Here is a 26,636-nt window from a genome sequence, read left to right on the forward strand (position 1 = left end):
CGGCAATGACGTGATCTGGACCGCCGGCAGCGCGTTGACGACCGTCTATGGCGACGAGTTTTCCGCTAGCGGCAGCTCCTCAAGCAACATGCTGCAGTTCGGCAACGACACGATCGACGCTTCCGCGGCCACGGCGGCCACGACGATTTATGGAGACACCTCCGCGACAGTTTTTTCGATGGGCGGAAACGACACCATAACTGGGAGTGGCTATGGAGACTTTATCTATGGCGATGCGACGAATGCTGCAACCAACGCCAGCACTCGGGCGACGGGCGGCAATGATGTGATCCATGGCGGGGGGGGCAACGACTCGATCTATGGCGACTCAACCACTGCCGCGACACAAACCTCTGCCTTTTTCACCGGCGGCGCCGACACGCTCTATGGCGACGATGGCCAGGACACGCTCTATGGCGACACCGTGACCTTCGGCTTCAGCAATGCACTCATAACACGCGTCGCGTCGACCACCTGCGGCAACGATACGCTCTATGGCGGCGCCGACGACGACACGCTGATCGGCGACGGCGCGACGGTAGCGAAGTCCCACACCCTCACCTGCGGCAACGACCGGCTCGACGGCGGCACCGGCGACGACAAGCTTTATGGCGACGTCTCCGGCACCATCGGCTCCGGCGCCACGGTGACCGGCGGCAACGACACCTTCGTGTTCCAGCCCGGCAGCGGCGCCGACACGATCTACGACTTCGGCCAGACCGCGGGCAGCAGCACCGGCGACGACCTCATTGACGTCTCCGCCTATGGCTACACCAACTTCGACAGCCTCAGCATCGCCAATAACGGCACGGCGTCGGTGACGATCACCTTCAGCGGCAGCGGCAACAGCGTGACGGTGCAGAACAAGGCCAACACCGCCCTCACCCTCGACGCCTCGGATTTCGTCTTCGCGGCGTGACGCTGCGGTACGTGCGGCGGGGCGGTCACGGCCCCGCCCTTCCCCTTGGACAGTGGCCTGGCGGTCACAGCCATTACATTCTTCAGGAATATCCAACCCGACAGGCGGAAATCCACACGGACACACTGGGCTTTCTCACACCCGTACGGTAACATGGCACCGCATACCGGAATCGCGTGGGGCGACCGGCCGACGCAGGAGTGAGACCGTGCAGTTTACCCGCTCCGGCAAATTCAGCCGGGCCAGCACCACCACCAACACCACCACCAACCAGACGCTGTCGACCACTGGCTTCTACGGCAGCTCGGTGATCTACACCGCGTCGGGCGGTGACACCACGCTGACCGGCAGCGACGCCAACGAGGCCTTCATCTACGACCTCACCCTCAGCGGCACCAACGCGTTGCGCTTCTCCGGCTTCACCGCCTTCGACGCCGGGGCCGGCGACGACATCATCGACTTCACCGTCCGCCCCGCCAATGCCGGCCATGAATATGCCACCGACGCCACGATCTATGGCGGGCTCGGCAATGACGTGATCTGGACGGCGGGTTCGCATCTCGGCGCGGTCTTTGGCGACAACGTAACCATAGCCGGCACCTCGGCCAGCGACCTGGTGCAGGGCGGCAACGACATCATCGACGCGTCCGCGGCGACGGTCGGCACGGCTGTCATTGGCGACGGCTATTACATGAGCTGGGCCAAGGGCGGCAACGACACCATCACCGGCAGCGCCGGCAACGATACGCTCTATGGCGATGGCTCGAGACTGGCCTCTGACGACACCTCCAGCGCGTTCGGCGGCGACGACGTTCTGCGGGGCGGAGCGGGCAAGGACACACTCTATGGCGACGGCTACAATCTCGGCTATGGCACGTCCAGCACGGCCGTCGGCGGCAACGACACGCTCTACGCCGGCACCGGCACCGAGGCCGACATGCTCTACGGCGACGGCAGCTATCTCTGCGTTGGCGCGGGCAGCACCGCCACCGGCGGCAATGACACGCTCTATGGCAATGACGGCGGCAACAGCCTTTACGGCGATGTGGGCTCACTCGGCTATGGCAGGAATACGACCGCAACCGGTGGCAACGACACGGTGCATGCCGGTGGCGGCGCCGACACCCTGTATGGTGACGCCAATGTCTTCGGCTACGGCAACGGCTCGACCGTGAAGGGCGGCATCGACACGCTCTATGGAGAGGATGGCGACGACACGATCTATGGCGACGGCAAAGCGTGCGGCAGCGGCACCAACGTCGTCACCGCCACCGGCGGCGGCGACACGCTCCATGGCGGTGCCGGTGCCGACATCCTGGTCGGTGACGCCGAGAGCGTAGCGGCGAAGGCGAGCCTGACCTGCGGCAACGATCGGCTCGACGGCGGCACCGGCAACGACAAGCTCTATGGCGACGTCTCCGGCACCATCATCACCGGCGGCAAGGTCACCGGCGGCAACGACACCTTCGTGTTCGAGCCCAATAGCGGCGCCGACACGATCTACGACTTCGGCCAGACCGCGGGCAGCAGCACCGGCGACGACCTGATCGACGTTTCGGCCTACGGCTACACGTCCTTCTCCGGCCTCAGCATCACCGGCAACGGCACCGCTTCGGTCGTGGTGAATTTCGGCAGCGGCAACAGCGTGACCGTGCAGAACAAGGCCAACACCGCCCTCACCCTCTCCGCCTCGGATTTCGTCTTCGCGGCCTGACCGGGCTCAGGCGGGGGCACGGCCGCCGCCTTCCCGCCGGACGCCGGCTTTGCCGAAGCGGCCGGACCGGCTAAGCAGGGGGCAGGAGCCACGCCATGCCGCTCGCCTCGCCCCTCGCCTCGCCCCCTGCCCCCGCGCCCGCCACCCTCGAGACGGCCTGCGCCATCGTCGGCGCCGGCCCCGGCGGGCTGATGCTCGGCCTGCTGCTGGCCCGCGCCGGGGTGGCGGTCACCGTGCTGGAGAAGCACGCCGATTTCCTCCGCGACTTCCGCGGCGACACCATCCACCCCTCGACGCTGGAGGTGATGCACGAGCTCGGCCTGCTCGACGGGCTGCTCGCCCTGCCGCACACCCGGGCGCCGCGGCTGCACGCCGAGATCGGCGGGCGCGACGTCACGCTGGCCGATTTCTCCCGCCTGCCCACCCGCTGCCGCTTCATCGCCTTCATGCCGCAGTGGGACTTCCTCGCCTTCCTCGCCCGCGAGGCGGCGCGCCATCCCCATTTCCGCCTGCTGATGCAGGCCGAGACGCAGGCGCTGATCGAGGAGGACGGCCGCATCGTCGGCCTGTCCGCCCGCACGCCGCAGGGCCCGCTCACCGTGCGGGCCGGCCTCGTGGTCGGGGCGGACGGGCGCAACTCCGTGGTGCGGGAAAAGGCGGGGCTGGCGGTGGAAAGCTTCGGCACGCCGAGCGAGGTGCTGTGGATGAAGCTCTCCCACCAGCCCGACGACCCGCCCTACACCATGGGCCATGGCGGCCCGCGCCAGGGCTTCGTCATGGTGGACCGCGGCGACTACTGGCAGTGCGGCTTCGTGCTGCGCGGCCAATCCTATGACGAGGTGCAGGCGAAGGGGCTGGAGGCGTTCCGCGCCAGCGTCGCCGCGGTGTCGCCGCTGCCGCCGGAGCGCATGGCCGAGGTGCGGAGCTGGGAGGATGTCAGCCTGCTCCGGGTGCGGATCGACCGGCTGACGCGCTGGTGGCGGCCGGGCCTGCTCTGCATCGGCGACGCCGCCCATGCCATGTCGCCGATCGGCGGCTTCGGGGTGAACCTCGCGATCCAGGACGCGGTGGCGGCGGCGAACCGCCTCGCCGCCCCGCTGAAGGCGGGCACCGTGTCCGACCGCGACCTCGCCGCGGTGGAGGCGCGCCGGCGCTTCCCCACCAAAGCGACGCAGAAGATGCAGCTCATGATGCGCGGCAAGCGCCGCAGCAATGACGCGACCCGCCGCAACGGCCCGCCCGCCTTCCTGAAATCCATCGCCCGCTGGCCGGTGCTGGCGCATCTGGCCGGCCGGCTGGTGGGGCTGGGCTTCCGGCCGGAACATGTGAAGCCGAACGGGGGCTGACGCACCCCGCCGGGGCCTTTGGCAACCGCCGGCCGGCGCCTCTGCTAGGGTGCAGGCTCAAACGGGGGGCCGGCGGGAATGGACAGGCGGTGGAGCGGATGGGCGGGCGCGCTCGCGGCGCTGCTGGCGCTGGCCCCCGCCCCGGCACGCCCCGACGACGCCGCCGCCGCCACCCTGACCGGGGACTGGGGCGGCGCCCGCACCGCGCTCGCCGCGCGCGGCGTCACCCTGTCGGGGTCGTGGACCGGCGAGGTGCTGGCCAACACCCGCGGCGGCATGCGCACCGGCGCGGTGTTCGACGGGCTGGCCGAAGCCCAGCTCGACCTCGATCTCGGCACGCTGGCCGGCTGGAACGGCGCCCGCTTCCACGCCAGCGGCTATTGGATCGAAGGGCGCGGCCTGTCCGCCGGCTATGTCGGCAATCTCCTCACCGTCAGCAACATCGAGGCGGAAGCCGGCTGGCGGCTGAACGAGCTTTATCTGGAACAGGGCCTTGCGAACGGCGCGCTGTCGCTGCGGGTCGGGCAGATCGCCGCCGACACCGAGTTCTGGCAGAGCCAGACCGCGAGCCTCTTCATCAATTCCAGCTTCGGCTGGCCCGGCCTCAACGCGCAGGACCTGCCCGGCGGCGGCCCGGCCTATCCGCTGCCGACGCCCGGCGCGCGGCTGCGCTGGAGCCCGCCGGGGCCGTGGTCGGTGCAGGTCGGCCTTTATAACGGCAACCCGCTCGGCGGCGACGGCAATGCGAACGGGCTCGACTTCCCCCTTGATCAGGGCCTCTTCGCCATCGCCGAGGCCAGCTACGCCGCGCCGGACAACGGCGGCACCTGGCGCGTCGGCGCCTGGTACAATTCAAACGCCTATGACGACCTCTCCACCGCCGCCGACGGACTGTCGCTGGCCGATCCCGCCGCCGGCGCCCCGGCGACCCATGTCGGCAATTACGCGCTCTACGCCATCGCCGACCGCCCGCTCTGGGCCGGCCGCCTGCCGAACGGGGCGAGCGCCAGCCTGTCCGGCTTCGTGCGGGTGGCGGTGGCGCCGGAGGCCGACCGCAGCCCCCTCACGCTCTATGCCGATGCCGGCCTCGCGCTCACCGGCCCGCTGCCCGGCCGGCCCAACGACATCGCCGGCCTCGCCGTGGCCTGGGCGAAGACCAGCCCGGCGCTCGCCCGGCTCGACCGCGCCGCCAATGGCTATGACGGCACGGACGGCCCGGTTGAGGACTATGAGGCGGTGCTGGAGATCACCTATCAGGCCGCGGTGACGCCGTGGCTCACCGTGCAGCCCTTCGCGCAATATGTGGTGCACCCCGGCGGCAACGTGCCGAACCCGATGGGCAACGACCCCGCGCAGGCGATGGCCGACGCGCTGGTGGTGGGGGTGCGGACGGGGGTGGTGTTCTGAGGAGGCTTACCATCCCCAAGCACCTGTCATTCAAACACCCATTCGCGATTACGCTAAGAAATCTGCAAGCCTATCGACCTCATCACGACGGTCTGCAATCTGCTTGGCATCAAGCTGGACTCGTTTACCGCCAACAGATCGCTTTCCTGGCTCTAAAGCAAAAAAGGGAGTACCTCGAGCAAATGCAACCACTCCCGTTGTTTGGAAATCGCGAATTTCTAGAACCCCATCCGACGATTTTGAAAAAGAAAAATATTCAGGATTAAGATTGATAATAGATTTTACATCATCATCTATCCTATTCAAGACAGCCCTATATGCAGACGCAGCTACGACATATTGAGTTATTCTATTTTTTACTATCAAATGAACCTTTGGAAGAGACAGCCCACCATTTTTAATACGCGTGGCGAACATATGCTGAGCATATATTTCAGATGGAAGCTTAAGGCCGAAAATCAACGAAAAGGCATTTTGTATAGCCCTGCGTGAAGAATCGTCGGCCATTACTGGCAATATCACGCGATCCGCAGCAGCCATCGCAATTTGCGTATAGATGGAAAAACTTGGATTTGCATCCAAGAAAATATAGTCATACTTCCCTTCGGTAGCCGATATAAAATCTTTCAACCAGCTAACTATTTTTATCCAAGTATCAGTTCCGGGAATTTGTGTGTTTGCAAGTGTAGACATAGAATTCGATTGCAATTCCAGAAGCGGATCTCCGGCCATTAAATAAATATTTTGGGGAACGTATTTATTAAATAAGAATGGATTACTTATATAAGCATCAGAAGAAATTGGAACAATACTAAAAGGAGATGGAAGTCTATACTGGAAATACCCGCCCACTGTCGCTCTTGGAATCTTTCCCTGAATCTTTAGAAGATTATCGCTTCCATTATACTCTAGTCCCCCAAGAAAAAGTTCCGACAAATTAGCTTGAGGACACACATCAATTACAAGTATTTTCTTATCGGAATGTTTTTTAGCAAAGCTACATATCGATTGGAAAGCAAGACTAGTCTTTCCGGTCCCGCCCTTATTGTTCCAAAATATCGTGGATACGGCCGACATAATTTCCTCTCCAGCCAAATGACATAGCAGAGAGGTACATGTCATTTTTGGACATGTCAATGTCTTATATGGACATACTCTTAGTAGTCCCCCTCACCCCGCCATCATGACCTTGTCGTCCGCCTCGGCCTCGCCGGTGGCATCCGCCGCCAGCTTGCGGAAGCGGACCATGGTGTACATGCCGAGCGCGACATTGCGGGCCTCGATCATCTCCACCGTGCCGTTCTGGCGGGCCCAGTTGCGCAGGCGGGCGAGCTGGAATTCCGGCCGCCAGCCCAGCTTGCGGGCGCGGCGGGCGAACCAGCGCTCGAAGGAGGCGCGCAGCCCGTCCTCGGCGCCGAGATGGTTGACGAGGATGATCTCGCCGCCCGGCCGCAGCACGCGGGCCATCTCGTCCAGCGTCTCCTCCGGGTGCGGCACCACGGTGATGACGAACTGCGCCACCACCACGTCGAAGCTGGCATCGGCGAAGCCCATCTGGGCGCCGTCCATCAGGCACAGCCCCTCCACATGGGTGAGGCGCTCCTTCTCGACCTTCTCGCGCGCCTTCTGCAGCATGGGCTCGGAGATGTCGACGCCGACGAAGCGGTTGCTGCGCTTGTAGGCCGGCAGGGCGAAGCCGGTGCCCACCCCGAATTCCAGGATGCGCCCGCCGATCCGCTCGACCTGGGCGATGGCCGCCTTGCGGCCCGGCTCGAACACCGCCCCGAACACCACGTCGTAGATGGGAGCCCAGCGGGCATAGGCTTCTTCGACGGTGGTGCGGTCGAGATCGGTGCTCATGGTCCCCCCGGGAACGGCTGCGGCGAATCGCGGCTAAGGCGTGACGGCCATCATTATCGGCTCGCGTGTCACCGGCGTGAACGCCCGCGGCGCGCGGCGTATCACCCCGCCGCCCAGCAGCCGCGCCGCGGCGCCGGAATCGGAATAGAACACGCAGGCCTGCCCCGGTGCCACGCCTTCCTCAGCGTCATGCAGATGAACCGCCACCCCGCCATCCGGTTCCCGGGCGAGATGGCCGGGCACCGGCGCCCGGGTGGAGCGCACCTTCACGTGGATTTCGCGCTCGGCCGCCAGCGCCGCCGCCAGCGGCTCGTCGCCCAGCCAGTTCACCTCCTCGACCCGCACCACGGCGACGCCCAGCGCCGTGCGCGGGCCCACCAGCACCCGGCGCGCGGCGGCGTCGATGCCCACCACATAGAGCGGCTCCTGCGCGGCGATGCCGAGCCCCTTGCGCTGGCCGATGGTGTAGCGCATCACCCCGGCGTGCCGGCCCAGCACCCGGCCGTCGAGATGCACGATCTCGCCCGGCTCGGCCGCCTCGGGGCGCAGCTTCTCGACGATGTCGGTGTAGCGGCCGGTGGGCACGAAGCAGATGTCCTGGCTGTCCGGCTTGTCCGCCACCTTGAGGCCGAAGCTCTCCGCCAGCGCCCGCACCTCCGGCTTGGTGGTCTCGCCGAGCGGAAAGCGCAGCATGGCGATCTGCTCGGGGGTGGTGGCGTAGAGGAAATAGCTCTGGTCGCGGTTCTCGTCCTGCGGGCGGAACAGGCCGCGCCCGCCGCCCGGCAGCGCCCGGCTGGTGACGTAGTGCCCGGTGGCGAGGATGTCGGCGCCGAGGTCGCGCGCGGTCTCCAGCAGGTCGCGGAACTTGATGGTGCGGTTGCACTCGACGCAGGGAATGGGGGTTTCGCCGGCGGCGTAGCTGTCGGCGAAGCGCTCGATCACCTGGTCGCGGAAGCGGCTCTCATAGTCGAGCACGTAATGGGGAATGCCCAGCCGCTCGCACACCATGCGGGCGTCGTAGATGTCCTGCCCGGCGCAGCAGGCGCCGGGGCGGTGGTGCATCGCCTCGCCATGGTCGTAGAGCTGCAGGGTGACGCCGATCACCTCATAGCCGGCCCGAGCGTACAGCGCCGCGACCACGGAGGAATCGACGCCGCCCGACATCGCCACCACCACGCGGGTCTGGCTCGGAAGACGGTCGGTGTCGTCGAGGCGGATCATGGCTGCTGGCGCGCTGCGGGGCGGAAAAAGGCGGCACGGCCGCCGGCTCAGGGCCCATATGGAGCCTTACTGCGGTTTTAGGAAGCCCCGGCCCCGGACGCAAGCGCGCCGGCGCGCCGGCGGCGGCGGCGCAGGGGCCGGCAAGGCGGCGGCGGGACGGCGCGGCAGCGGCCGGAGGCGGCGCCAAGGTTTCTCCAACGTTAACGCAATAACCGCCCGCAACGCCGTGATTCGCTTAGGGAAAAATTCATGGGTACCGCCTAGTCTTACCGCCGATCGGGTGTGTTTAGTGAGCGTACCAATGACCGAACCCTATCGCCCTAGGGTCAAATACGTTATCGGGCCGGACGGCAGTCCGCTGACCATTGCGGACCTGCCCCCGCCGGAAACCAAGCGCTGGGTCATCCGGCGCAAGGCTGAAGTCGTCGCCGCCGTGCGCGGCGGTCTGCTCAGCCTGGAGGAAGCCTGCCGCCGCTATACCTTGACGACGGAAGAATTCCTGTCCTGGCAGGCCTCGATCGACCGTCACGGGCTCGCCGGGCTGCGCACCACCCGCATCCAGCAATACCGGCAATAGGCGCGCCCGCCGCGCCGCCGCCCCCGCCGCTCCGCCCGCCTCGAGGCGGGCGCGTCACATTCCCGCGAGATAGGCCACAAGCCGCTCGCCGGCCGCCTCGACAGGCCCGTCATTCATCAGGGTCAGCTCCGGCACGGTCTCCAGCGCCGGGTCGCGCGCCAGCCGTTCCGCCACCTGCGGCGCCGCCTCGCGCCCGCGCGCGGCGAGCCGGCGGGCCAGAACCTCCGGCGGCGCGCTCACCAGCACCACCCGCACGTCGGAAAAGCGCGCCCGCGCCTCCTTCACCGCCGCCCGCGAGCCGTTGGCGACCACCAGATGCCCGGCCGCGAGCCCGGCGCGGCAATCCTCGCCGAGGGCATAGCCCAGCCCGTTGGCCCGCCAGTGCAGCGGAAACCGGCCCGCCGCGGCGGCGGCCTCGAAGCCGGCGGCATCGATCTCGATATGGTCCTCGGTGGCGTCCACCGGCCGGGTGATGAGCCGGCGGGCGAACACCACCGGCCGCGCCCCGCACGCCCCGCCGTCGAGCCGGCGCCGGGCATAGGCCAGCAGCGTGTCCTTGCCGGCCCCGGAGGGGCCCACCACGAAGACCAGCGTGCCGCCCGCCGCCGGCACCGGCGTGCCCGCCGCGCCCTCTTGCGTCGCGGTGGCGGCCGGCGCCCTGCTCATGTCCATGGTCCCGCTCCCCGCCGGCCAGACGTCACGCCGGCCCGCCTCACGCCACACGCTCGCCGGCACGCCACACCCGCCGCACCGCCGGCAGGCCGGCGACGGGGGAGACCTGCAGCAGGTCGGCCCGCAGCCCCGGCGCCAGCCGGCCGCGATCGCCGAGCCCCACCGCCGCGGCGGGGTTGGCGCTCACCAGCCGCACCGCCTCCGGCAGGCCCATCGCCCCCTCCTCCGCACCGGCGAGGGCGAAGGCCCCCATCAGCAGGCTGGCGGGCACATAGTCCGAGGAGAGGATGTCGAGCACCCCGGCCCGCGCCAGATCGTGGGCGGCGACGTTGCCGGCATGGGAGCCGCCGCGCACCACATTGGGCGCGCCCATCAGCACGCGGATGCCGGCGGCGTGGGAGCCGGCGGCGGCCTCCACCGTGGTGGGGAATTCGGCGATGGCGATGCCGTCCGCCACCGCCTCGGCGACATGGGCCTCGGTGGCGTCGTCATGGCTGGCCAGCACGATGCCGCGGGCGCGGGAGAGCTCGACCAGCCGCGCCCGGTTGGGCCGGGCGTGGTTGGCGTGGGCCTCCAGCCGGGCCGCCACGATCACGTCCATCTCCTCCTCGGTGATGCCGCTCTTCTTCATGTAGTAGCTGCGGAAATGGTGGACGGTGAGGAACTGGCGCTGGCCGGGGGTGTGGTCCATCAGCGAGACGAGGCGCACCTCGCCGGCCTCCATCAGCGCCTGCGCGTCCTCCACCACCCCGTCGGCCGCGACCTCGCAGCGCAGGTGGACGAAGTGCTCGGCGCGCAGCAGCCCCTGCGCCCCCGCCGTCTTCAGCGTGGCGGCGAGTTCGGCGGCGTCGCCGTCGACCCCCACCGCCCGGGTGTCGGGCCACACCCGCAGCGAGTCGAACACGGTGGTGATGCCCGAGGTCGCGATCTGGGCGTCATAGGCCAGCACCGCGGCGAGCGCGTTCCACTTCACCCGCGGGCGGGGGAAGAGATGGGTCTCGACATGGTCGGTGTGCAGCTCGACCAGCCCCGGCAGCAGGTAGTCGCCGCCGAGGTCGATCGCGCCGGCCGGCACCGCCCCGGTGCCGATCGCGGTGATGAGCCCGTCGCGCACCACCAGATGGCCGTGCAGCACCTCGTCGGGCAGCACGAGGCGGGCATTGGCGAAAACGGTTTCGGTCATGGCGTCCCCTCAGGCCGCCGCCGCGAAGGCGGTGACGTCGATAACCCGGTCGCACACCGCCTCGCGCACCTCGGCATCGTGGAAGATGCCGAGAATGCCGGTTCCGGCGCGCTTCTTCTCCTCGATCAGCCCCACCACCACCGCCCGGTTGGCGGCGTCGAGCGAGGCGGTCGGCTCGTCCATCAGCAGCAGCGGGCGGTGGGCGATGAGCCCGCGGGCGATGTTCACCCGCTGCTGCTCGCCGCCGGAGAAGGTGGCGGGCGGCAGGCCCCACAGCCGCTCCGGCAGGTTGAGCCGGGCCAGCAGTTCGCCCGCGCGCTCGCGCGCCGCCACGGGGGCGACGCCGTCCGCCACCAGCGGCTCGGCCACCACGTCGAGCGCGCCGACGCGGGGGATGACCCGGAGGAACTGGCTGACATAGCCGATGGTGGTGGCCCGCAGCCGGATCAGCCGGCGGGGATCGGCGCCGGCGACATCCACCACCCCGGCGCCGTCGCGCACCCTTATGCTGCCGGCATCGACGCGGTAATTGCCGTAGACCATCTTCAGCAGCGAGCTCTTGCCCGCCCCGGAGGGCCCGCCGAGCGCCACGCACTCGCCGTCGAACAGCTCGAAGCCGGCGCCCGAGACCACCGGCAGCCGCGCGCCCTCGCGCAGGTGCAGCACGAAGGTCTTGGCGAGGCCGGCGACGCAGAGCAGCGGGGCGCCCTCGGGCGGGGAGATGTCGTCAGCCGTGGTCATGGGGTGTGCCTGCCTGTCCATCCGGGCGCTCATGCCGCCAGCACCGAGGAAACCAGAAGCTGGGTGTAGGGCTCGCGCGGGTCGTCCAGCACCTGGTCGGTCAGCCCGGTCTCGATCACCCGGCCCTGCCGCATCACCACCATGCGGTGCGAGAGCAGCCGCGCCACCGCGAGGTCGTGGGTCACGATCACCACCGCCAGCCCCATCTGCGCCACCAGCCCGCGAATGAGATCGAGCAGCCGCGCCTGCACCGAGACGTCGAGCCCGCCGGTCGGCTCGTCCATGAAGACGAGGCGCGGCCGGGTGACGAGGTTGCGGGCGATCTGCAGCCGCTGGCGCATGCCGCCGGAGAAGGAACGGGGGTCGTCGTCGATGCGGTCGGCGGCGATCTCGACCCGGCCGAGCCAGTCCAGCGCCTCGGCGCGGATGTCGCCATAGTGGCGCCAGCCGACCGCCATCAGCCGCTCGCCGACATTGCCGCCGGCCGAGACCGCCATGCGCAGCCCCTCCGCCGGGTTCTGCCGCACCAGCCCCCAGTCGGTGCGCATCAGCAGCCGGCGTTCGGCGGGGCCGAGGCTGGCGAGGTCGGTCAGCGCGCCGTCCTTGAGGCGGTAGAGCACGCGCCCGGCGCTGGGGGCAAGCTCGGTGGAGAGCAGGCCGAGCAGGGTCGACTTGCCCGAGCCGCTCTCCCCCACCACCGCCAGCACCTCGCCGGGATACACCTCCAGCGAGACATCGCGGCAACCGATGCGGGCGCCGTAGTTCTTCGCCAGCCCCTCGGCGACGAGCAGAGGTTGATCGGTCATGACGCGCCTCCCGCGCGGAGCGGCACCGGCCGGGCCGGCATGGCGGTGGACGCGACGCCGGCCGCCTCCCCCGCCCCGGCCGCGTGGTCGAGCTCGATGGCATAGCTGAAGCCGTGGCGGGTGAAGCCGAGGCTCTCATAGAAGGCGTGGGCGCGCTCCCGGGTCATCCGGGTGGAGAGGCTGGCCTTGTAGCAGCCCTTCTCCCCGGCAAGGCGCAGCGCCTCGGCCATCATCGCCCGGCCGACACCCCGGCCCTGCGCGGCGGCGGCCACCGCCACCGCCTCGATCACCGCCGAGCGGGAACCGTGATGGGCGATGTTCTCCATCACCAGCAGGGTGAAAGTGCCGAGCACCTCGCCCGCCGCCTCGGCGACGTGGAGGCTGTAGTCGGGATAGAGCGCCATGCGGGCGAACACCGCCTGCGCGCCGGCGAGGTCGCCGGCGTCGGCGGGGTCGAGCTCGCGGTAGAGCCGCAGCACCGCCGGCAGGTCGGACGCGGTGGCGGGACGCAGCAGAAGGGGCGCGCTCATGCCGCCGCTCCCGGGGCGCCGCCCCACATCCCGCCATGATGGCCTTCGGCCTGCCGGGTCTCGCAATGGTCGGTGTCGGAGCACACGAACATCCGCCCGCCGCGATCGTCGAGGATCACCTCGTCGAGATAGACCCCGCGCGCGCCGCACATGGCGCAGGGCTCTGCGAAGCGCTGCACCCGGAAGGGGTGGTCGTCGAAATCCAGCGAGCGCACCCTTGTGTGCGGGGGAATGGCGTAGATGCGCTTCTCGCGCCCGGCCCCGAAGAGCTGGAGGGCGGGGCAGTCGTCCATCTTCGGGTTGTCGAATTTCGGGATGGGGGACGGGTCCATCACATAGCGGCCGGCCACCTCCACCGGATAGGCATAGGTGGTGGCGATATGGCCGTGGCGGGCGATGTCCTCATAGAGCTTCACATGGACGAGGCCGTATTCCGCCAGCGCGTGGAGCTGGCGGGTCTCGGTCTCGCGCGGCTCCAGGAAGCGCAGCGGCTCGGGGATCGGCACCTGATAGACCAGGATCTGCCGCTCGGTGAGCGGCTGCTCGGGAATGCGGTGGCGGGTCTGGATGACGCTCGCCTCGGAGGTGCGGGTGGTGGTGGCGACGCCGGCGGTCTTCTCGAAGAAGCCGCGGATCGCCACCGCATTGGTGGTGTCGTCGGCGCCCTGGTCGATCACCTTCAGCACGTCGTCCGGCCCCAGCACCGCGGCGGTAACCTGCACCCCGCCGGTGCCCCAGCCATAGGGCATCGGCATCTCGCGGGCGGCGAAGGGCACCTGATAGCCGGGAATCGCGATCGCCTTCAGGATGGCGCGGCGGATCATCCGCTTGGTCTGCTCGTCGAGATAGGCGAAATTATAGGCAAGCTCCGGCAGCAGCGGCCCGGCCGGGGCGGCATCGGATTCGGGGGTGGCGGGATCGGGTGCGGCGGGATCGGGTGCGGCGCTCATTCGGCGGCCTCCTCGAAGGCTTCGGGGCCGGCCTCCGCCGCCCGCTCCGCGCGCATGCGGCGGACGAGATCGAGCTCGGCCTGGAAATCGACATAGTGCGGCAGCTTCAGGTGCTCGACGAAGCCGGTCGCCTGCACGTTGTCGCTGTGGGCGAGCACGAACTCCTCGTCCTGCGCCGGGGCGCCCTTCTCCTCGCCGAGCTCGGCCCAGCGCAGCGAGCGCTCGACCAGCGCCATCGACATCGCCTTGCGCTCGCACTGCCCGAAGACGAGGCCATAGCCGCGGGTGAACTGCGGCGGCGCCTGCGCGGTGCCGGTGAACTGCGTCACCATCTGGCACTCGGTGAGCTGGAGCGTGCCGAGGCTGACCTCGAAGCCCAGCTCCTCGGCGAAGAACGACACCTCGACATCGCCGAACCGGATCTCGCCGACGAAGGGGTGGGTGCGGCCGAAGCCGCGCTGGGTGGAATAGCCCAGCGCGAGCAGATAGCCCTCGTCGCCCCGCGCCAGGGTCTGCAGCCGGGTGGCGCGGTCCACCGGGTAGGTGACGGGGGTGCGGGTGATGTCGAAGGGCTCCTCCCCCGCGTCGGCGGGCGAGGGCTCGATGAGGCCGTCGGCGCCGAGCAGGTCGGTCACCCGCGGCATCGGTCCGGCGCCGGCCGCACCGGCCAGGACGGCGACGTGATCGGTCGCATCGTCCACCTCATCATACTGACCCTCCACCCCGGCCGAGGCGCCGAGCAGGCGGTGGGTGTAGTCGAAGGTGGGGCCGAGAAGCTGCCCGCCGGGCAGGTCCTTGAAGGTCGCGGAAACCCGCCGCCGCACCAGCATCGCGGCGGTGTCGACCGGGCGGGAGGCGCCGAAGCGCGGCAGGGTGGTGCGGAAGGCGCGAATGAGGAAAATCGCCTCGATCAGGTCGCCGCGCGCCTGCTTCACCGCGAGAGCGGCCAGTTCCGGGTCGAAAAGCGAGCCTTCCGCCATGACCCGGTCCACCGCGAGGGTGAGCTGCTGGGCGATCTGCGCCAGCGTGATGTCCGGCAGATTCGGGTTTCCCCTCCGGCGCTTGGCCAGAAGGCGGTGGGCGTTGCGGATGGCCTTCTCGCCACCCTTGGCCGCGACATACATGGCTCAGGCCTCCCTCGCCACGACGGAGCGGGGCAACCCCGCCACCGCGCCGGGCGCCGTCAGAATGAGATCGACCCCGCGCGGAAACAGCGCGCGGTTGCCCGCAAGGCGCGCCGCGATGTCGGCCGGCAGCGGCCCGGCGGCGAAGGCGAGCGCCCCCTCCACCCCCGGCCCCTCCAGCCGGAGGGCGCGAGCCGCCGGAGCTTGCGGGGTGAAGCCGTCGAGCTGCAGCACCAGCGTCGCAGAGGCGTCGGGATAGTCCGGGCTGCCCGCCGCGAAGACCGAAAAATCCAGCATGTCCAGAGGATTGGAGACGATGGCGAAGCGCGCCGCGCCCGGCTCGGCGACGAGGGGCGCGCCGGTGTGGAAGCGCAGGAAGGCCGCCACCTCCGGCGCCGCCGCCAGCGCCGGGTCGAGCCAGAGCGGTGTTTCGTGGTCGCACAGCGCCAGCACCACCGCCGCCGCCTCGGCCGACAACGGTGCCGGCGGGACAAGGTCCACCGGCAGCGGCTCCGGCCGGCCGGGGCGCGAAAGCGCCCACATCACCGCCCGGAACGCCGCCTGCGCGCCGAACACGGGATCGCCGAAGCCGGCCGCCGGAACATAGGAAGGCGTTGCAGACTCGAAGGAAATATCCGGCACGCTCAGTCCTCCCCGCGCACGAGGGTGAAGAAGTCGACCCGCGTGGCGGCGGTCTCGGCCCGCACCGCCGCCGCCTCGGCGGCAAGCCGGGTCCGCACCGGCACCAGCGCGGCCTCCACCGCCTCGCGCCGCCCCGCGTCCTGCCACAGCGCATCGAGAATCGCCGCCGAACGGGCCGCCGCCACGCTGCGGCCGAGCCGGTAGGCAAAGCCGGCCGCACCGCCATCGAGCCGCACCGCGGCGCGGCTCACCGTCGCCTCGCCCAGATTGAAGGCGGCGCCGTCGCCGCCGATCCGCCCCCGCACCATGACGAGCCCGACCTCGGGCGCCCTGAGATCACGAACGGGAGGGACGGGAGCCAGGGCGGCGAGCGCGGCGTGGAGTTCGCCCGGTTCGGCCCGGGCCAGCACCGCCATCAGCGCGGGGCGGGCGGCCGCCACGGGGGCGGCGTCGAAGGGGGAAGGCTGCATGTCGGCCTCTGCTGTCCTCACTGGACGACGGCGGATTTGTATATTAATCTAGACAAATAGCAAGCGGCTCTACCCCGTTCAGCACCGGATTTCACCATGGACGAATTCGACAACGACCCGGTGACGCCTCCCACGCCCGCCGCAACCGTCGAGCGGGGCTCGGGAATTTCACTGTGGAAGCAGATCGCGGAGCAGCTCGCGGCGGAAATCGCGGACGGGCGCCTGCAGCCCGGCGCGCGGCTGCCCACCGAGGCCGAGATGGCCGAGCGGTTCGGGGTGAACCGCCACACGCTGCGCCGGGCACTGGCCGCGCTGAGCGAAGGCGGCGTCGTGGAAGCGACCCCGGGGCGCGGCACCTTCGTGAAGGAGCCGCCGATCCGCTACCCCATCAGCGCCCGCACCCGCTTCTCCGAGATCGTCTCCGGGGAAGGCCGCGCGCCGGGCGGGCGCTTTCTTTCCGCGCAGCGCGAGCCGGCCACGGCCGAACTCGCCGCGGCGCTGAAGATCCCGGCGGGAACCGAGCTGCTGCGCATCGAGATGGTGCGCGAGGCCGACGGCGTGCCCATCGTCTGCGGCACCCACTGGTACAGCGCGGAACGCTGCCGCGACCTCGAATTCCTCGTCGCCGCCACCGGCTCGGTCACGCGGGCGCTGGAAGCCCTCGGGCTGGGCGATTACCGCCGGCTCGAGACCCGCATCACCGCCCGCCCCGCCGACGAGCAGGAGCGCGGCCTGCTTGCGCTGCCGGCCGGCCGCGTGGTCATGGTAGTGGAGAGCATCAATGGCGACGCCCGACGCACCCCCATCCAGTTCACCCGCTCGCGCTTTGCGGCCGACCGCGTCCAGCTCCTCGTCAAGAACTGACGGCACCAACCCACGGAACACCCCATGGCCCGCATCACCCGCCTCGATGATCTTCGCGCCCTCTATGGCGAGGCGCGCGAGCGCAGCCGCCGCAAGGTGCTGCCCGCCCTCGATGCGCATTGCCGGCGTTTCGTGGCGCTGTCGCCGCTGGTGATGCTGGCGACCTATGGCGCGGACGGGAGGGCTGACGTCACACCCCGCGGCGAGGCCGCCGGTTTCGTCCGGGTCGAGGAGGCCGGCACGCTGCTGCTGCCGGACCGCCCCGGCAACAACCGGCTCGACAGCCTCACCAACCTCATCGCCAATCCCGCCATCGGCCTGCTTTTCCTGATCCCCGGCGTCGACGAGACGCTGCGCGTCAACGGCACCGCGGAAATCCGCGACGACGCCGACCTGCTCGCGGGCTACGCCATCGGCGAGCGCCAGCCCCGCACCGTGCTGCGCGTCGAGGTGCAGGAAGCCTATCTCCACTGCGCCAAGGCCTTCATGCGCTCCCGTGCCTGGGACCCCACGAGCTTCGTTCCCCGCGACGTCCTGCCGAGCATGGGGGAGATGCTGCGCGACCAGCTCGGCCTCGCCGCCGCCGAGACCCAGGCCGAGATGCTGGTGCGCTACCGCGAGACGCTCTACTGAGCCTGCCCCGCCGGCCACAGCACCTGCGGGCCGATGTCGGCGAGGGTGCGGCAGCCCGTCAGCACCATCGCCATCTCGAATTCGCAGCGCAGCAGGTGGAGCACATGGGCCACCCCCGCCGGCCCCGCCACCGCGAGGCCGTACAGGCAGGGCCGCCCGACCAGCACCGCGCGGGCGCCGAGAGCGAGGGCCTTCAGCACGTCGGTGCCGCGGCGGATGCCGCCATCCATCAGCACCGGCACCCGCCCCTCGACCGCGCGCGCCACCGCCGGCAGCGCCTCGAGGCTGGCGGGCTGGCCGTCCAGAATCCGTCCGCCATGGTTGGAGACGATGATGCCGTCGGCGCCTTCCGCCAGCGCCCGCCCGGCATCCTCCGGCGTCATGATTCCCTTGAGGATGAGCGGCAGCCGGGTGAGCGCGCGGAGTCGCGCGATGTCCTCCCAGCGCGGCACCACATCGAGGAAGCCGCCGAACATCAGGCTCTCGCCCAGCTCGGCATGGGCGACGTGGCGGGTGTGCAGCCCGCGCAGATTGGCGAATTCCGACAGCTTGGGCCCGCGGTAGAAGGCGCGCTGCTCGCGGTTGCGGGCGCCGAACACCGGGGCGTCCACCGTCACCACCAGGGCCCGGTAGCCCGCCGCCTCGGCCCGGCGCACCAGATCGGCGGTGAAGCCGCGATCGTGCTGGATGTAGAGCTGGAACCAGAGCGGGGTGCGCGCCACGGCGGCGACCTCCTCCAGCGTGTGGTCGGCCTCGGTGCTCACCACCATCGCGGCCCGGGCGCCGCCAGCCCCCACCACCGTCGCCCGCTCGCCATCGGGGTCGGCCAGCCGGTGCCGCCCGGTGGGCGCGACGAGGATGGGGTGATCGAGCGCGGTGCCGAACAGCTCCAGCCAGGTGCCGCCGCCCCGCAGGTCCGCCAGCACCCGGCTGCGCAGCCGGATGTCGTCGAAGGCGGCGCGGTTCCGCCGCAGCGTGCCCTCGTCGGCCGCGCCGCCGGCGATATAGGCGAAGGCGTCGGCCGGAAGCCGCTCGCGGGCCAGTGCCTCGTAATCCTCCACCGCGACCGTTCCCGGCGGAATCTCGTAGGCGCGGGACATCGCCCTCACACCGGTGCGCGGGGCGGAGCGGCGAGCACCCGCACGGTGCGCCGGGCGACGGTGGGATCGCCCGGGGCGAAGCCGCGCGCCTCCATCTCGCAGCGCCAGGCGTTCCCGTCCTGCCGCTCGATGCGGTAGAGGTGATAGCCGCCGGGCCAGCGCCGATCCTCCGGCCCCGCCGCCGCGGAGGGCGCCTCCACCACCGGGATGAGCCCATGCGGCCCGGGAAGCTGCTCCACCATCGGGCGGTGGTCGTGGCCGCAGATCACCAGCTCCGCGCCATGGCGGGCGAGACAGGCGCGGAAGCCCTCCGCGTCCAGCAGGCGCTTATGCGCCGCGCGGTGGCCGCAGGGCGGGTGGTGGATCATCACCACCCGGAACAGGCCCTCGCGGCCGAGCTGGTCGAGCACGCCGGCCAGCCGCGCGAGCTGCGCCCGGCCGACCCGGCCGGTCGCCATGAAGGGGTTGGTGGGGATGGCGCTCGACACCCCGACCAGCGCCACGTCGCCGCGCCGCCGCACGAAGGGGAAGGCCTCCTGGTCGGCGGCGCGGTCCGCCTCGGCGGAGTCGCCGCGCATATACTCGCCCCAGTTCAGCAAGGCGTGATGTGCGGTGGAGCGCACATAGGCGTCATGATTGCCGGGAATGACCGTCACCTTGTCCCCGGCGCCGAGAGAGCGCAGGAAGACGAGGCCGGTCTGGTATTCCGCCGGCAGGCCGACATTCACCAGATCGCCCGTCACCGCGATATGATCGGGGGCGAGCGCCTTGATGTCGTCGACGAGAAGCTCGATCGTACCCGGCGCGAAGCGCTTGCGTCGGCCGCGCCGCCAGTTGAGGAAACCAAGCGCGCGCTTGCTCGCCAGCTCCTTCAGCCTCACGGGCGGGAGCGGGCCGAGATGGGGATCGGTGAGATGGGCGAGAACGAACACGGCCGTTTCCATATCAGCCCGTACCGGGTGAAGGAAGGTGGCAACCGATCGCCGGTCGCCGCCCTGATAACGCCGACACGGCGCAAAAAGCTGCCGGGCTTCATCCATTTCTGGAGCCGGCTCACGCGCGGCATGACGCTGGGCGTGCGCGCGGTAGTGCTGGGGCCCGGCCGGCAGGTGCTGCTGGTGCGGCACACCTATGTCGCGGGCTGGCACCTGCCCGGCGGCGGCGTGGAACCGGGCGAGACCGTGCGCGAGGCGGTGGCGCGGGAGCTGGAGGAGGAGGCCGGGGTCGCGCTGCTCGGCGAGCCGCGCCTGCACGGGGTTTTCTTCAACTCCTTTCTCTCGCGGCGTGACCATGTCTTGGTGTTCGTGGTGGAGCGCTTCCGCACCGGGCCGGTGGAACTGCCCTCCCGCGAGATCGCCGAAGCGCGGTTCTTCCCGCTGGACGCGCTGCCGCCGGAAACCACCCCGGGCACGCGGCGACGGCTGCATGAGATCGCGGAGAAGCTGCCGCCCGCCCCGCGCTGGTGAGCCCCGGGGGCGCCTCCGCCCGGGCTCGACGGTGGCGCTTGAGGTGGACGGCGTGCGGCGCGCGCTTGACACGCGAAGGCCGGCTTCCTTATATCCCGCCACCTCGACGCGGCCGCGGCGCTTCGCGCCTTCGGCCGTCTGGGGCGGAGTAGCTCAGCTGGTTAGAGCACGGGAATCATAATCCTGGGGTCGGGGGTTCGAGTCCCTCCTCCGCTACCATCGGCGTCCAGTCGAAATCCGTACATCCTTCACCAAACGTCAGTTGAAGCGGCGGCAGCCGCGTGCCATGACGTCGTCCATCAGGGATCTGCCGGGGCGTCGGCGGCTCCCCGTCCGGTACCGAAGGATTCCGCCTCGCAATGGCTCATGGCCTCACCCTGCCCGACCCCGCGCTGTGTCCCGACGCCCCGGTGGACGCGCGCCTGTCACCACACTCCGTGTCCGATCCCGCCCGGCTGCTGGAGGGCGGCACCCGCTTCCTGCTCGCCCGCCCCCGCGCCGGCCTCAACGACGCGCTGATGCAGCTCGAACGCTGCCGGCGCTACGCCGCCGCCTATGACCGTACCCTGGTGCTGGACCTCACCCGCGGCGGCATGCGGCTGCCGTTCGGCGAGCTGTTCCGGGCGCGACCGGAGTTCGGCTGCGCGGTGCTCGACGCGAGCCCGGACGTCATCGCCGCGCTGGACCGGATCGCCGACGTGGAGCCCGCCGGCATCGCCGGGCGACTCGGCAGCTATGAGCCGACGTGGCACGAGCAGGGCCTGATGTATGCCTGCCGCGACACCGGCACGCCGCTGCGCTTCGACATGAGCCGCGATCATGCCGCCCGCTGTCTGGTCTACGAGCAGGCTGGCGGCGGGCTCACCGGGGTGTGGCCGCTGCGCGGCCTGTCGCTGGCACCCGACATCGCCGCCGAGATCGTCGCCCGGCTCGCCCGGCTGGGACCGGACTACGACGCGCTGCACGTTCGCCACACCGACTACCAGACCGACTTCCGCAAGCTGTTCGAGCGCACCAAGCCGCTCTTCGTCGGCCGCCGGCTGCTGGTCTGCACCGACAGCGCGGAAGTGCAACGCTTCGCCCGGTCCTATTTCGCCCCGGAGGTGGAGGTGCTGTTCAGCTCGGAGATTCCCGACCTTGGCGGCAAACCGATCCACGAGACCCGGATCGTCGCAGCCCGGGTGGCGGCGGTGGATCAGTTCTGCGACCTCATCGCCATGGCGCGGGCCCGCCGCTACCTGTTCTCGGCGCTGTCCAGCCTCGGCCAGAGCGGACGCCCGATGATCTCCGGCTATTCGATCCTTGTCGAGGGCATGCGGACCCTGCCGCAGGTGGCTGAAGGCCTGCTGGCGCTGGCGCCGAACCGGGAGATGCTGGCACGCGCCGCCCCGCCGGCGGCCGCCCCCCGGCTCTCTCTTGGCCAGCGCCTCGCCCGGGCGGGCGCGGAGATGGGAAGCCTCGTCTGGAACCGCCGGGTGCAGCGCAAGCGGCTGCAGGTCCGCCGCGCCGTGCTCGGGCGCGAGCCGCAACTTCGCTGATTCAGCCGGTCTGCGCGTCGCCGGGCTGGGGCGGCGCGAGCGGCACGAACAGCGCGCGGTCGGGCTTGATGTCGAGCAGCGGCGTTCCGTCGAGGCAGTCCAGCCCGCGCACCAGCAGCACGCCGTCTTCCTCCTGCCCCACGCGGGCGACGATGGCGGTGCCGATCGGGTTCGGCCGCACCGGCGAGCGCAGCGAGAAGGTGCCGCGCACCTCGCCGTCATTGCGCGGGCTCTGCAGCACGAGGTCGCGGCGGGAGCGGTGCAGCCAGTAGAGCACTTCCAGCCGCTCATAGAGTTCGACCCCGGCCAGCGCGACGCGCCACGGCGCGTCGATCTCCAGCCGGCACACCGGGCCATCGAGCCGGCCCTGGCGCGGGCAAAGCAGGCGCGAGGTCCATGGCGTGCGGATGCGGCCGATGAAGACGAGGCCGGCATCCACCGGCTCCGGCCACTCCACCGCGCGTTCGGCGGCGCGGATTTCGTCCTCGCGGACCATGGCGTCTTTCCTCCCTCGTCCTGCGATGCTCTGGCCGGTGGCGGGCCAAGCTATATACTGCACGCTATAGCAACACAGGCGCACGGTGAACATGTCCCCTCCCCCTCCCCGTGTCATCGCCCTTCAGGGCGCGCCGAGCCCGACGATCCAGCGGGCGCTGGCCGATTTCGCGGCGCGCCGGCGCGCCTCCGGCTGGCGGGTTGCCGGGCTCGTGGAGGAGCAGCTCGGGCCGCCCGGCAGCGGCTGCACCGGGCAGGGGCTGCGTGATCTGACGACTGGCGCCGTCTTTCCCATCGACCAGGACCTCGGCCGCGACTCCACCGCCTGCCACCTCGATTCGTCCGGTGTCGCCGCGGCCTGCATGGCGGCGCTTTCGGCGATCGAAGCGGGCTGCGACCTCGTGGTGATCAGCAAGTTCGGCAAGCTGGAGGCGGCGCGCGGCGGACTGATCGACGCCTTTCGCGCCGCGGTGGAGCGCGAGGTGCCGGTGCTCACCGCGGTGGCCCCGGCGCTGGCGGCGCCATGGCAGGCCTTCGCCGGGGAGATGGCGGCCATCGCCGCGCCGGATGAGACCGCGCTCGAGGCGTGGTGGCAGGCGGTGCGGCCGGTGGGCCGCCGCCAGGGCTGGCCTCGGCTGTCGGCGAGTTGACGGATGGCCAGCTTCGATTGACTCTAGATTGACAGACCGCCCCGCAGCCGGAAGCCATGCCCCATCTCAGCATCCGCCTCGATCTCGATCCGAACGGCCGCGTCGGCCCCGGCAAGATCGAGCTGCTCGAATGCATCGCCCGCACGGGATCGATCTCGGCCGGCGGGCGTGCCATGGCCATGTCCTATCGACGGGCCTGGGAGCTGGTGGACAGCCTCGGCCAGTTGTTCGGCCAGCCGGTCGTGCTGTCGCAGACCGGCGGGCGGCACGGCGGCGGCGCGCGCCTCACCCCCTTCGGCGAGGAACTGGTGTTCCGCTATCGCCAGATCGAACGCGCCGCGGAAGAGGCCGCCGCGGTCCACCTGCGGGCGCTTCAGGACGCGGTGAAGGGCCCGCCGGCCGGGCGCCCGACAGCGGCCGATGCGGGCCATCTCCATGAGACGTCACCGCCCCCGGCCGCGCCTGCACCCGACGAAGGCCACCGGTCGCCGGACGCCCCGCACGGGGACACGCCGGCCCGGCGCCGCCTGCCCCGCCTCAACGGCGCTGTGGTGGAGTAGCGGCACGTGGCGCCGGCAGATGCGCCGGCAGGCGGGTTCCGTTGTTGCGCGTTATATCCGAATGGATATAACGTCTGTCATCGTCCCTGCGAACGCCCTCCGCCGGACCGCCCGCATGAAGCGCCCCCGCCTCGTCGCCATCCGCCATGTCGCCTTCGAGGATCTCGGCATCCTCGCCGGGCTGTTGGACGGGCAGGGCTGGGACCTCGCCTATTGCGAGGCGGCGACGGACGATCTGGCGCATCGCTCGGTGACGGGGGCCGACCTCGTCATCGTGCTGGGCGGCCCGGTGCGGGTCGCTGATGCCCGCGCCTTCCCCTTTCTCACCCGCGAAATGGCACTGATCGAGACACGCCTGGGCCGCGGGCGGCCGACGCTCGGCATCGGCCTCGGCGCCCAGCTCATGGCCGCCGCGCTGGGCGCCCGGCTGTTCCCCGATCCGGGCAAGAAGATCGGGTGGGACCGCGTCGCGCTCACCGGCGAGGGGCGCGCCTCCGCCCTGGCCCCGCTCGCCGAACCGGACGCTGAGGTGCTGCACTGGCACGGCGATGCCATCGAGCTGCCACGGCAGGCGGCATGCCTCGCCCATGGCGCCGCCGGGGCGACGGAGGCCTTCGCCGTCGGGCGAGCCGGACTTGGGTTGCGGTTCCATCTGGAAGCCGGCCCCCGCGAACTGGAGGAGTGGTATGTCGGCCATCACGCCGCGCTGGTCGCGGCAGGGATCGACATTCCGGCGCTGCGGCGGGAGAGCCAGGCGCGCCGGCTGCGCACGGGTGAGCTGGCGGCGCGGGTGTTCGGCGGATGGCTGGCGCGCGCCTTTCCACGCCGGGCGGAGCCGATGTCCCTCGCGACGCAGGACGCCGCGCCGCCGCCGGGCTGATCCCGCGCCGCCGCCGGGGGCGGACGGACGATATCTGGAGCCGGGGCCCGCTGGCCTCCTACCGGCCATCGAAGCGAGACGGGTCGTTCCGCAGGCCCGGCATGCCGGAAGCTTCAGGCCGCGCGCGACGGCGGGCCGGCGGCGTCCAGCTCGGCGAGCTCGGCGTCGGTGAAGAGACGGCTGCGGGTCAGGAACCGCACCCCTTCGGGCGCCTCCAGCGAGAACCCGGAGCCGCGGCCCGGCACGACGTCGATGATGAGCTGGGTGTGCTGCCAGTATTCGAACTGCGCGGCCCCGATATAGAACGGACAGCCGGCGATGGTGCCGAGCCGCACATCCTGCGGGCCCACCCGGAAATCGCCGGCGGGATAGCACATCGGCGCGGAGCCGTCGCAGCAGCCGCCGGACTGGTGGAACATCAGCGGCCCGTGCCGGGCTTCCAGCCGCGCGACCAGCTCGGCGGCGGCAGGCATGATCTCGACGCGGTCAACCATGATCGCTCCCCTGTGCGGCGCAGGGCCGGCGCGGACATTCGCCGCGCCGGCCCGTGACGTCGATGGTTCGGCTCAGAAGAAGCCGAGCGCCTTGGTGGAGTAGCTCACCAGCATGTTCTTGGTCTGCTGGTAGTGGTCGAGCATCATCTTGTGGTTCTCGCGGCCGATGCCCGACTGCTTGTAGCCGCCGAAGGCCGCATGGGCGGGATAGGCGTGGTAGCAGTTGGTCCACACCCGGCCGGCCTGGATGGCGCGGCCGAAGCGGTAGGCCCGGTTGCCGTCGCGGGTCCACACGCCGGCGCCGAGGCCGTACAGCGTGTCGTTGGCGATGGCGAGCGCCTCTTCCTCGTCCTTGAAGGTCGTGACCGAGACCACGGGGCCGAAGATCTCCTCCTGGAAGATCCGCATCTTGTTGTGGCCCTCGAAGATGGTGGGCTCGACATAGTAGCCGCCCGCCAGCTCGCCCTCGAGCTCGGCACGCTTGCCGCCGGTCAGCACCTTGGCGCCTTCCTGCCGGCCGATGTCGATATAGGAGAGGATCTTCTCGAGCTGGTCGTTGGAGGCCTGGGCGCCGATCATCGTGGAGGAGTCGAGCGGGTGGCCCTGCTTGATCTTCTTCACGCGCGCCACCGCGCGCTCGATGAAGCGGTCATAGATGCTCTGCTGCACCAGCACGCGGCTGGGGCAGGTGCAGACCTCGCCCTGGTTCAGCGCGAACATGGCGAAGCCTTCGAGCGCCTTGTCGAAATAGTCGTCGTCCGCCGCCAGCACGTCGGCGAAGAAGATGTTCGGCGACTTGCCGCCCAGCTCCAGGGTCACCGGAATGAGGTTGTCGGAGGCGTACTGCATGATCAGCCGCCCGGTCGAGGTCTCGCCGGTGAAGGCGATCTTGGCGATGCGCTTGGACTGCGCCAGCGGCTTGCCGGCCTCGACGCCGAAGCCGTTCACCACGTTCACCACGCCCGGCGGCAGCAGGTCGCCGATCAGCTCCATCACCGCGAGGATGCTGAGCGGGGTCTGCTCGGCTGGCTTCAGCACGATGCAGTTGCCGGCGGCGAGCGCGGGCGCCAGCTTCCACACCGCCATGAGGATCGGGAAGTTCCACGGGATGATCTGGCCGACCACGCCCAGCGGCTCGTGGAAGTGATAGGCCACGGTGTCGTGGTCAATCTCGGAGATGCCGCCCTCCTGCGCCCGCACCGCGCCGGCGAAGTAGCGGAAATGGTCGATGGCGAGCGGCAGGTCGGCGTGGGTCGTCTCGCGGATCGGCTTGCCGTTGTCGAGGGTCTCGACCATGGCGATGAGATCGAGATTGGCCTCGAGCTTGTCGGCGATCCGGTTGAGGATCAGCGCCCGCTCGGCGGCGGAGGTGCGGCCCCAGGCGTCCTTCGCCTTGTGGGCGGCATCGAGCGCAAGCTCGATGTCCGCGGCGGTGGAGCGCGGAACCTCGCACAGCTTGCGGCCGGTCACCGGGCTGGGGTTGTCGAAATAGCGACCCTCGACGGGCGCGACCCACGCCCCGCCGATGAAGTTGTCGTAACGGTCGCGGATGAGGAGTTTGCTGGAGATCTTCTCCAGGGCCTGCTGGAACATGGTCTTTCCTCCTAGGATGAATCGCCCCTGAAAAGGCGTCCTTGCCGCGTGTCGACGCCACCCCCGGGGGAGGAAGTCGCCGCGTTTCTCATATCGGGGGCCCGCCGGGGGTTGCTCCCCCGTTCCGGCCCTTGGCGTCCGTGGCGGGGAGACTGCGCCTGCTTTCAAGTGGGCGTCAACGCCGTATTCAGTCGAACACAA

28 protein-coding genes, 1 tRNA gene and 1 pseudogene are annotated in these 26,636 nt (G+C 70.2%); 13 read left to right on the plus strand and 17 right to left on the minus strand.

Annotated elements, in window-relative coordinates:
• From KHC27_RS02285 to KHC27_RS02300, 4 genes are all read left to right on the plus strand, one after another.
• A partial coding sequence (locus tag KHC27_RS02285; protein WP_213334543.1) for a calcium-binding protein occupies positions 1-919 on the plus strand: 919 nt, incomplete at its 5' end.
• A 208-nt stretch (positions 920-1,127) separates the two neighbouring features.
• Positions 1,128-2,633 carry a calcium-binding protein gene (locus tag KHC27_RS02290; protein WP_213334545.1) on the plus strand — a complete coding sequence of 502 codons (1,506 nt, stop codon included), beginning with the start codon at positions 1,128-1,130 and terminating at the stop codon, positions 2,631-2,633.
• Positions 2,634-2,728: 95 nt separating this feature from the next.
• Positions 2,729-3,979 carry an FAD-dependent oxidoreductase gene (locus KHC27_RS02295; RefSeq protein ID WP_213334548.1) on the plus strand — a complete coding sequence of 417 codons (1,251 nt, stop codon included), beginning with the start codon at positions 2,729-2,731 and terminating at the stop codon, positions 3,977-3,979.
• 78 nt (positions 3,980-4,057) lie between these two features.
• Positions 4,058-5,386 (plus strand): carbohydrate porin, encoded by a 1,329-nt coding sequence (locus tag KHC27_RS02300; RefSeq protein ID WP_213334552.1) that lies wholly within the window; start codon positions 4,058-4,060, stop codon positions 5,384-5,386.
• Positions 5,387-5,434: 48 nt separating this feature from the next.
• Here KHC27_RS02300 and KHC27_RS02305 read toward each other — a convergent pair whose 3' ends face one another.
• From KHC27_RS02305 to mnmA, 3 genes are all read right to left on the minus strand, one after another.
• Positions 5,435-6,463 (minus strand): ParA family protein, encoded by a 1,029-nt coding sequence (locus KHC27_RS02305; RefSeq protein ID WP_213334554.1) that lies wholly within the window; start codon positions 6,461-6,463, stop codon positions 5,435-5,437.
• 93 nt (positions 6,464-6,556) lie between these two features.
• Complete coding sequence (locus tag KHC27_RS02310) at positions 6,557-7,246, minus strand: class I SAM-dependent methyltransferase (RefSeq protein WP_213334557.1); 690 nt, start codon at positions 7,244-7,246, stop codon at positions 6,557-6,559.
• 33 nt (positions 7,247-7,279) lie between these two features.
• A complete protein-coding gene (mnmA, locus tag KHC27_RS02315; RefSeq protein ID WP_213334560.1) occupies positions 7,280-8,467 on the minus strand; it encodes a tRNA 2-thiouridine(34) synthase MnmA in 1,188 nt (395 codons plus the stop codon).
• Positions 8,468-8,768: 301 nt separating this feature from the next.
• Here mnmA and sciP point away from each other — a divergent pair, with 301 nt between their 5' ends.
• On the plus strand, positions 8,769-9,044 hold the full coding sequence (sciP, locus tag KHC27_RS02320; RefSeq protein WP_213334562.1) for a CtrA inhibitor SciP: 276 nt from the start codon (positions 8,769-8,771) through the stop codon (positions 9,042-9,044).
• A 54-nt stretch (positions 9,045-9,098) separates the two neighbouring features.
• Here the strand turns inward: sciP and phnN are convergent, their stop codons facing one another.
• Genes phnN through phnG form a run of 9 tightly spaced genes read right to left on the minus strand, consistent with a single transcriptional unit; the run spans position 9,099 to position 16,162 of the window.
• Positions 9,099-9,710, minus strand: coding sequence for a phosphonate metabolism protein/1,5-bisphosphokinase (PRPP-forming) PhnN (gene phnN, locus KHC27_RS02325; protein WP_213334564.1), 612 nt, complete (start codon positions 9,708-9,710; stop codon positions 9,099-9,101).
• A 46-nt stretch (positions 9,711-9,756) separates the two neighbouring features.
• On the minus strand, positions 9,757-10,899 hold the full coding sequence (locus KHC27_RS02330; RefSeq protein WP_213334566.1) for an alpha-D-ribose 1-methylphosphonate 5-triphosphate diphosphatase: 1,143 nt from the start codon (positions 10,897-10,899) through the stop codon (positions 9,757-9,759).
• Positions 10,900-10,908: 9 nt separating this feature from the next.
• The gene (gene phnL / locus KHC27_RS02335) at positions 10,909-11,640 is read right to left on the minus strand and encodes a phosphonate C-P lyase system protein PhnL (RefSeq protein WP_213334568.1); all 732 of its coding nucleotides are present in this window, start codon (positions 11,638-11,640) and stop codon (positions 10,909-10,911) included.
• A 29-nt stretch (positions 11,641-11,669) separates the two neighbouring features.
• Entirely contained in the window at positions 11,670-12,446 is a 777-nt protein-coding gene (gene phnK / locus KHC27_RS02340) for a phosphonate C-P lyase system protein PhnK (RefSeq protein WP_213334570.1), read from the minus strand.
• Positions 12,443-12,976 (minus strand): GNAT family N-acetyltransferase, encoded by a 534-nt coding sequence (locus tag KHC27_RS02345; protein WP_213334572.1) that lies wholly within the window; start codon positions 12,974-12,976, stop codon positions 12,443-12,445. The genes phnK and KHC27_RS02345 overlap by 4 nt, the downstream gene beginning before the upstream one ends.
• Positions 12,973-13,926 carry an alpha-D-ribose 1-methylphosphonate 5-phosphate C-P-lyase PhnJ gene (locus KHC27_RS02350; RefSeq protein ID WP_281416948.1) on the minus strand — a complete coding sequence of 318 codons (954 nt, stop codon included), beginning with the start codon at positions 13,924-13,926 and terminating at the stop codon, positions 12,973-12,975. The genes KHC27_RS02345 and KHC27_RS02350 overlap by 4 nt, the downstream gene beginning before the upstream one ends.
• Positions 13,923-15,050 carry a carbon-phosphorus lyase complex subunit gene (locus KHC27_RS02355; protein ID WP_213334575.1) on the minus strand — a complete coding sequence of 376 codons (1,128 nt, stop codon included), beginning with the start codon at positions 15,048-15,050 and terminating at the stop codon, positions 13,923-13,925. Before KHC27_RS02355 ends, KHC27_RS02350 begins: the two co-directional genes overlap by 4 nt.
• A 3-nt stretch (positions 15,051-15,053) precedes the next feature.
• Positions 15,054-15,692 carry a phosphonate C-P lyase system protein PhnH gene (gene phnH / locus KHC27_RS02360; RefSeq protein WP_343210812.1) on the minus strand — a complete coding sequence of 213 codons (639 nt, stop codon included), beginning with the start codon at positions 15,690-15,692 and terminating at the stop codon, positions 15,054-15,056.
• Between the two features lie 2 nt (positions 15,693-15,694).
• The gene (phnG, locus tag KHC27_RS02365; protein ID WP_213334578.1) at positions 15,695-16,162 is read right to left on the minus strand and encodes a phosphonate C-P lyase system protein PhnG; all 468 of its coding nucleotides are present in this window, start codon (positions 16,160-16,162) and stop codon (positions 15,695-15,697) included.
• Positions 16,163-16,258: 96 nt separating this feature from the next.
• On the opposite strand from phnG, the gene phnF reads away from it, so the two are divergent.
• Positions 16,259-17,026, plus strand: coding sequence for a phosphonate metabolism transcriptional regulator PhnF (gene phnF / locus KHC27_RS02370; RefSeq protein WP_213334581.1), 768 nt, complete (start codon positions 16,259-16,261; stop codon positions 17,024-17,026).
• 24 nt (positions 17,027-17,050) lie between these two features.
• Positions 17,051-17,659: a pyridoxamine 5'-phosphate oxidase family protein gene (locus tag KHC27_RS02375; protein ID WP_213334584.1), complete on the plus strand. Its 609-nt coding sequence runs from the start codon at positions 17,051-17,053 to the stop codon at positions 17,657-17,659.
• Here the strand turns inward: KHC27_RS02375 and KHC27_RS02380 are convergent.
• A complete protein-coding gene (locus tag KHC27_RS02380) occupies positions 17,653-18,759 on the minus strand; it encodes an alpha-hydroxy acid oxidase (RefSeq protein WP_213334590.1) in 1,107 nt (368 codons plus the stop codon). The two genes, KHC27_RS02375 and KHC27_RS02380, sit on opposite strands and share 7 nt — an antisense overlap.
• Before the next feature lie 5 nt (positions 18,760-18,764).
• Positions 18,765-19,691, minus strand: coding sequence for a metallophosphoesterase family protein (locus KHC27_RS02385; RefSeq protein ID WP_213334592.1), 927 nt, complete (start codon positions 19,689-19,691; stop codon positions 18,765-18,767).
• On the opposite strand from KHC27_RS02385, the gene KHC27_RS02390 reads away from it, so the two are divergent.
• The 3 genes from KHC27_RS02390 (at position 19,674) to KHC27_RS02400 (ending at position 21,763) form a co-directional block, all read left to right on the plus strand.
• On the plus strand, positions 19,674-20,225 hold the full coding sequence (locus tag KHC27_RS02390) for an NUDIX domain-containing protein (RefSeq protein WP_213334594.1): 552 nt from the start codon (positions 19,674-19,676) through the stop codon (positions 20,223-20,225). The genes KHC27_RS02385 and KHC27_RS02390 overlap by 18 nt on opposite strands.
• A gap of 142 nt (positions 20,226-20,367) precedes the next feature.
• A tRNA-Met gene (locus tag KHC27_RS02395) sits at positions 20,368-20,444 on the plus strand.
• Between the two features lie 140 nt (positions 20,445-20,584).
• Positions 20,585-21,763 (plus strand): hypothetical protein, encoded by a 1,179-nt coding sequence (locus KHC27_RS02400; protein ID WP_213334596.1) that lies wholly within the window; start codon positions 20,585-20,587, stop codon positions 21,761-21,763.
• Between the two features lies 1 nt (position 21,764).
• Here the strand turns inward: KHC27_RS02400 and KHC27_RS02405 are convergent, their stop codons facing one another.
• A complete protein-coding gene (locus KHC27_RS02405; RefSeq protein ID WP_213334598.1) occupies positions 21,765-22,259 on the minus strand; it encodes an SAM-dependent methyltransferase in 495 nt (164 codons plus the stop codon).
• A gap of 91 nt (positions 22,260-22,350) precedes the next feature.
• On the opposite strand from KHC27_RS02405, the gene KHC27_RS02410 reads away from it, so the two are divergent.
• The 3 genes and pseudogenes from KHC27_RS02410 (at position 22,351) to KHC27_RS02420 (ending at position 24,348) form a co-directional block, all read left to right on the plus strand.
• Positions 22,351-22,908, plus strand: coding sequence for a DUF2478 domain-containing protein (locus tag KHC27_RS02410; RefSeq protein ID WP_213334599.1), 558 nt, complete (start codon positions 22,351-22,353; stop codon positions 22,906-22,908).
• 56 nt (positions 22,909-22,964) lie between these two features.
• Positions 22,965-23,297 (plus strand): annotated as a pseudogene (locus KHC27_RS21460) (winged helix-turn-helix domain-containing protein); the annotation flags it as partial.
• 286 nt (positions 23,298-23,583) lie between these two features.
• Complete coding sequence (locus KHC27_RS02420; protein WP_213334602.1) at positions 23,584-24,348, plus strand: glutamine amidotransferase-related protein; 765 nt, start codon at positions 23,584-23,586, stop codon at positions 24,346-24,348.
• A 113-nt stretch (positions 24,349-24,461) separates the two neighbouring features.
• On the opposite strand, the gene KHC27_RS02425 is transcribed toward KHC27_RS02420, so the two are convergent.
• Both KHC27_RS02425 and adh read right to left on the minus strand, forming a co-directional pair.
• Positions 24,462-24,842 (minus strand): DUF779 domain-containing protein, encoded by a 381-nt coding sequence (locus KHC27_RS02425; protein ID WP_213334603.1) that lies wholly within the window; start codon positions 24,840-24,842, stop codon positions 24,462-24,464.
• A gap of 72 nt (positions 24,843-24,914) precedes the next feature.
• Positions 24,915-26,435 (minus strand): aldehyde dehydrogenase, encoded by a 1,521-nt coding sequence (gene adh / locus KHC27_RS02430; RefSeq protein ID WP_213334604.1) that lies wholly within the window; start codon positions 26,433-26,435, stop codon positions 24,915-24,917.
• Between the last annotated feature and the right edge of the window lie 201 nt (positions 26,436-26,636).

Origin of the sequence: Ancylobacter lacus (assembly GCF_018390635.1) — a bacterium.
GTDB lineage: Bacteria > Pseudomonadota > Alphaproteobacteria > Rhizobiales > Xanthobacteraceae > Ancylobacter > Ancylobacter lacus.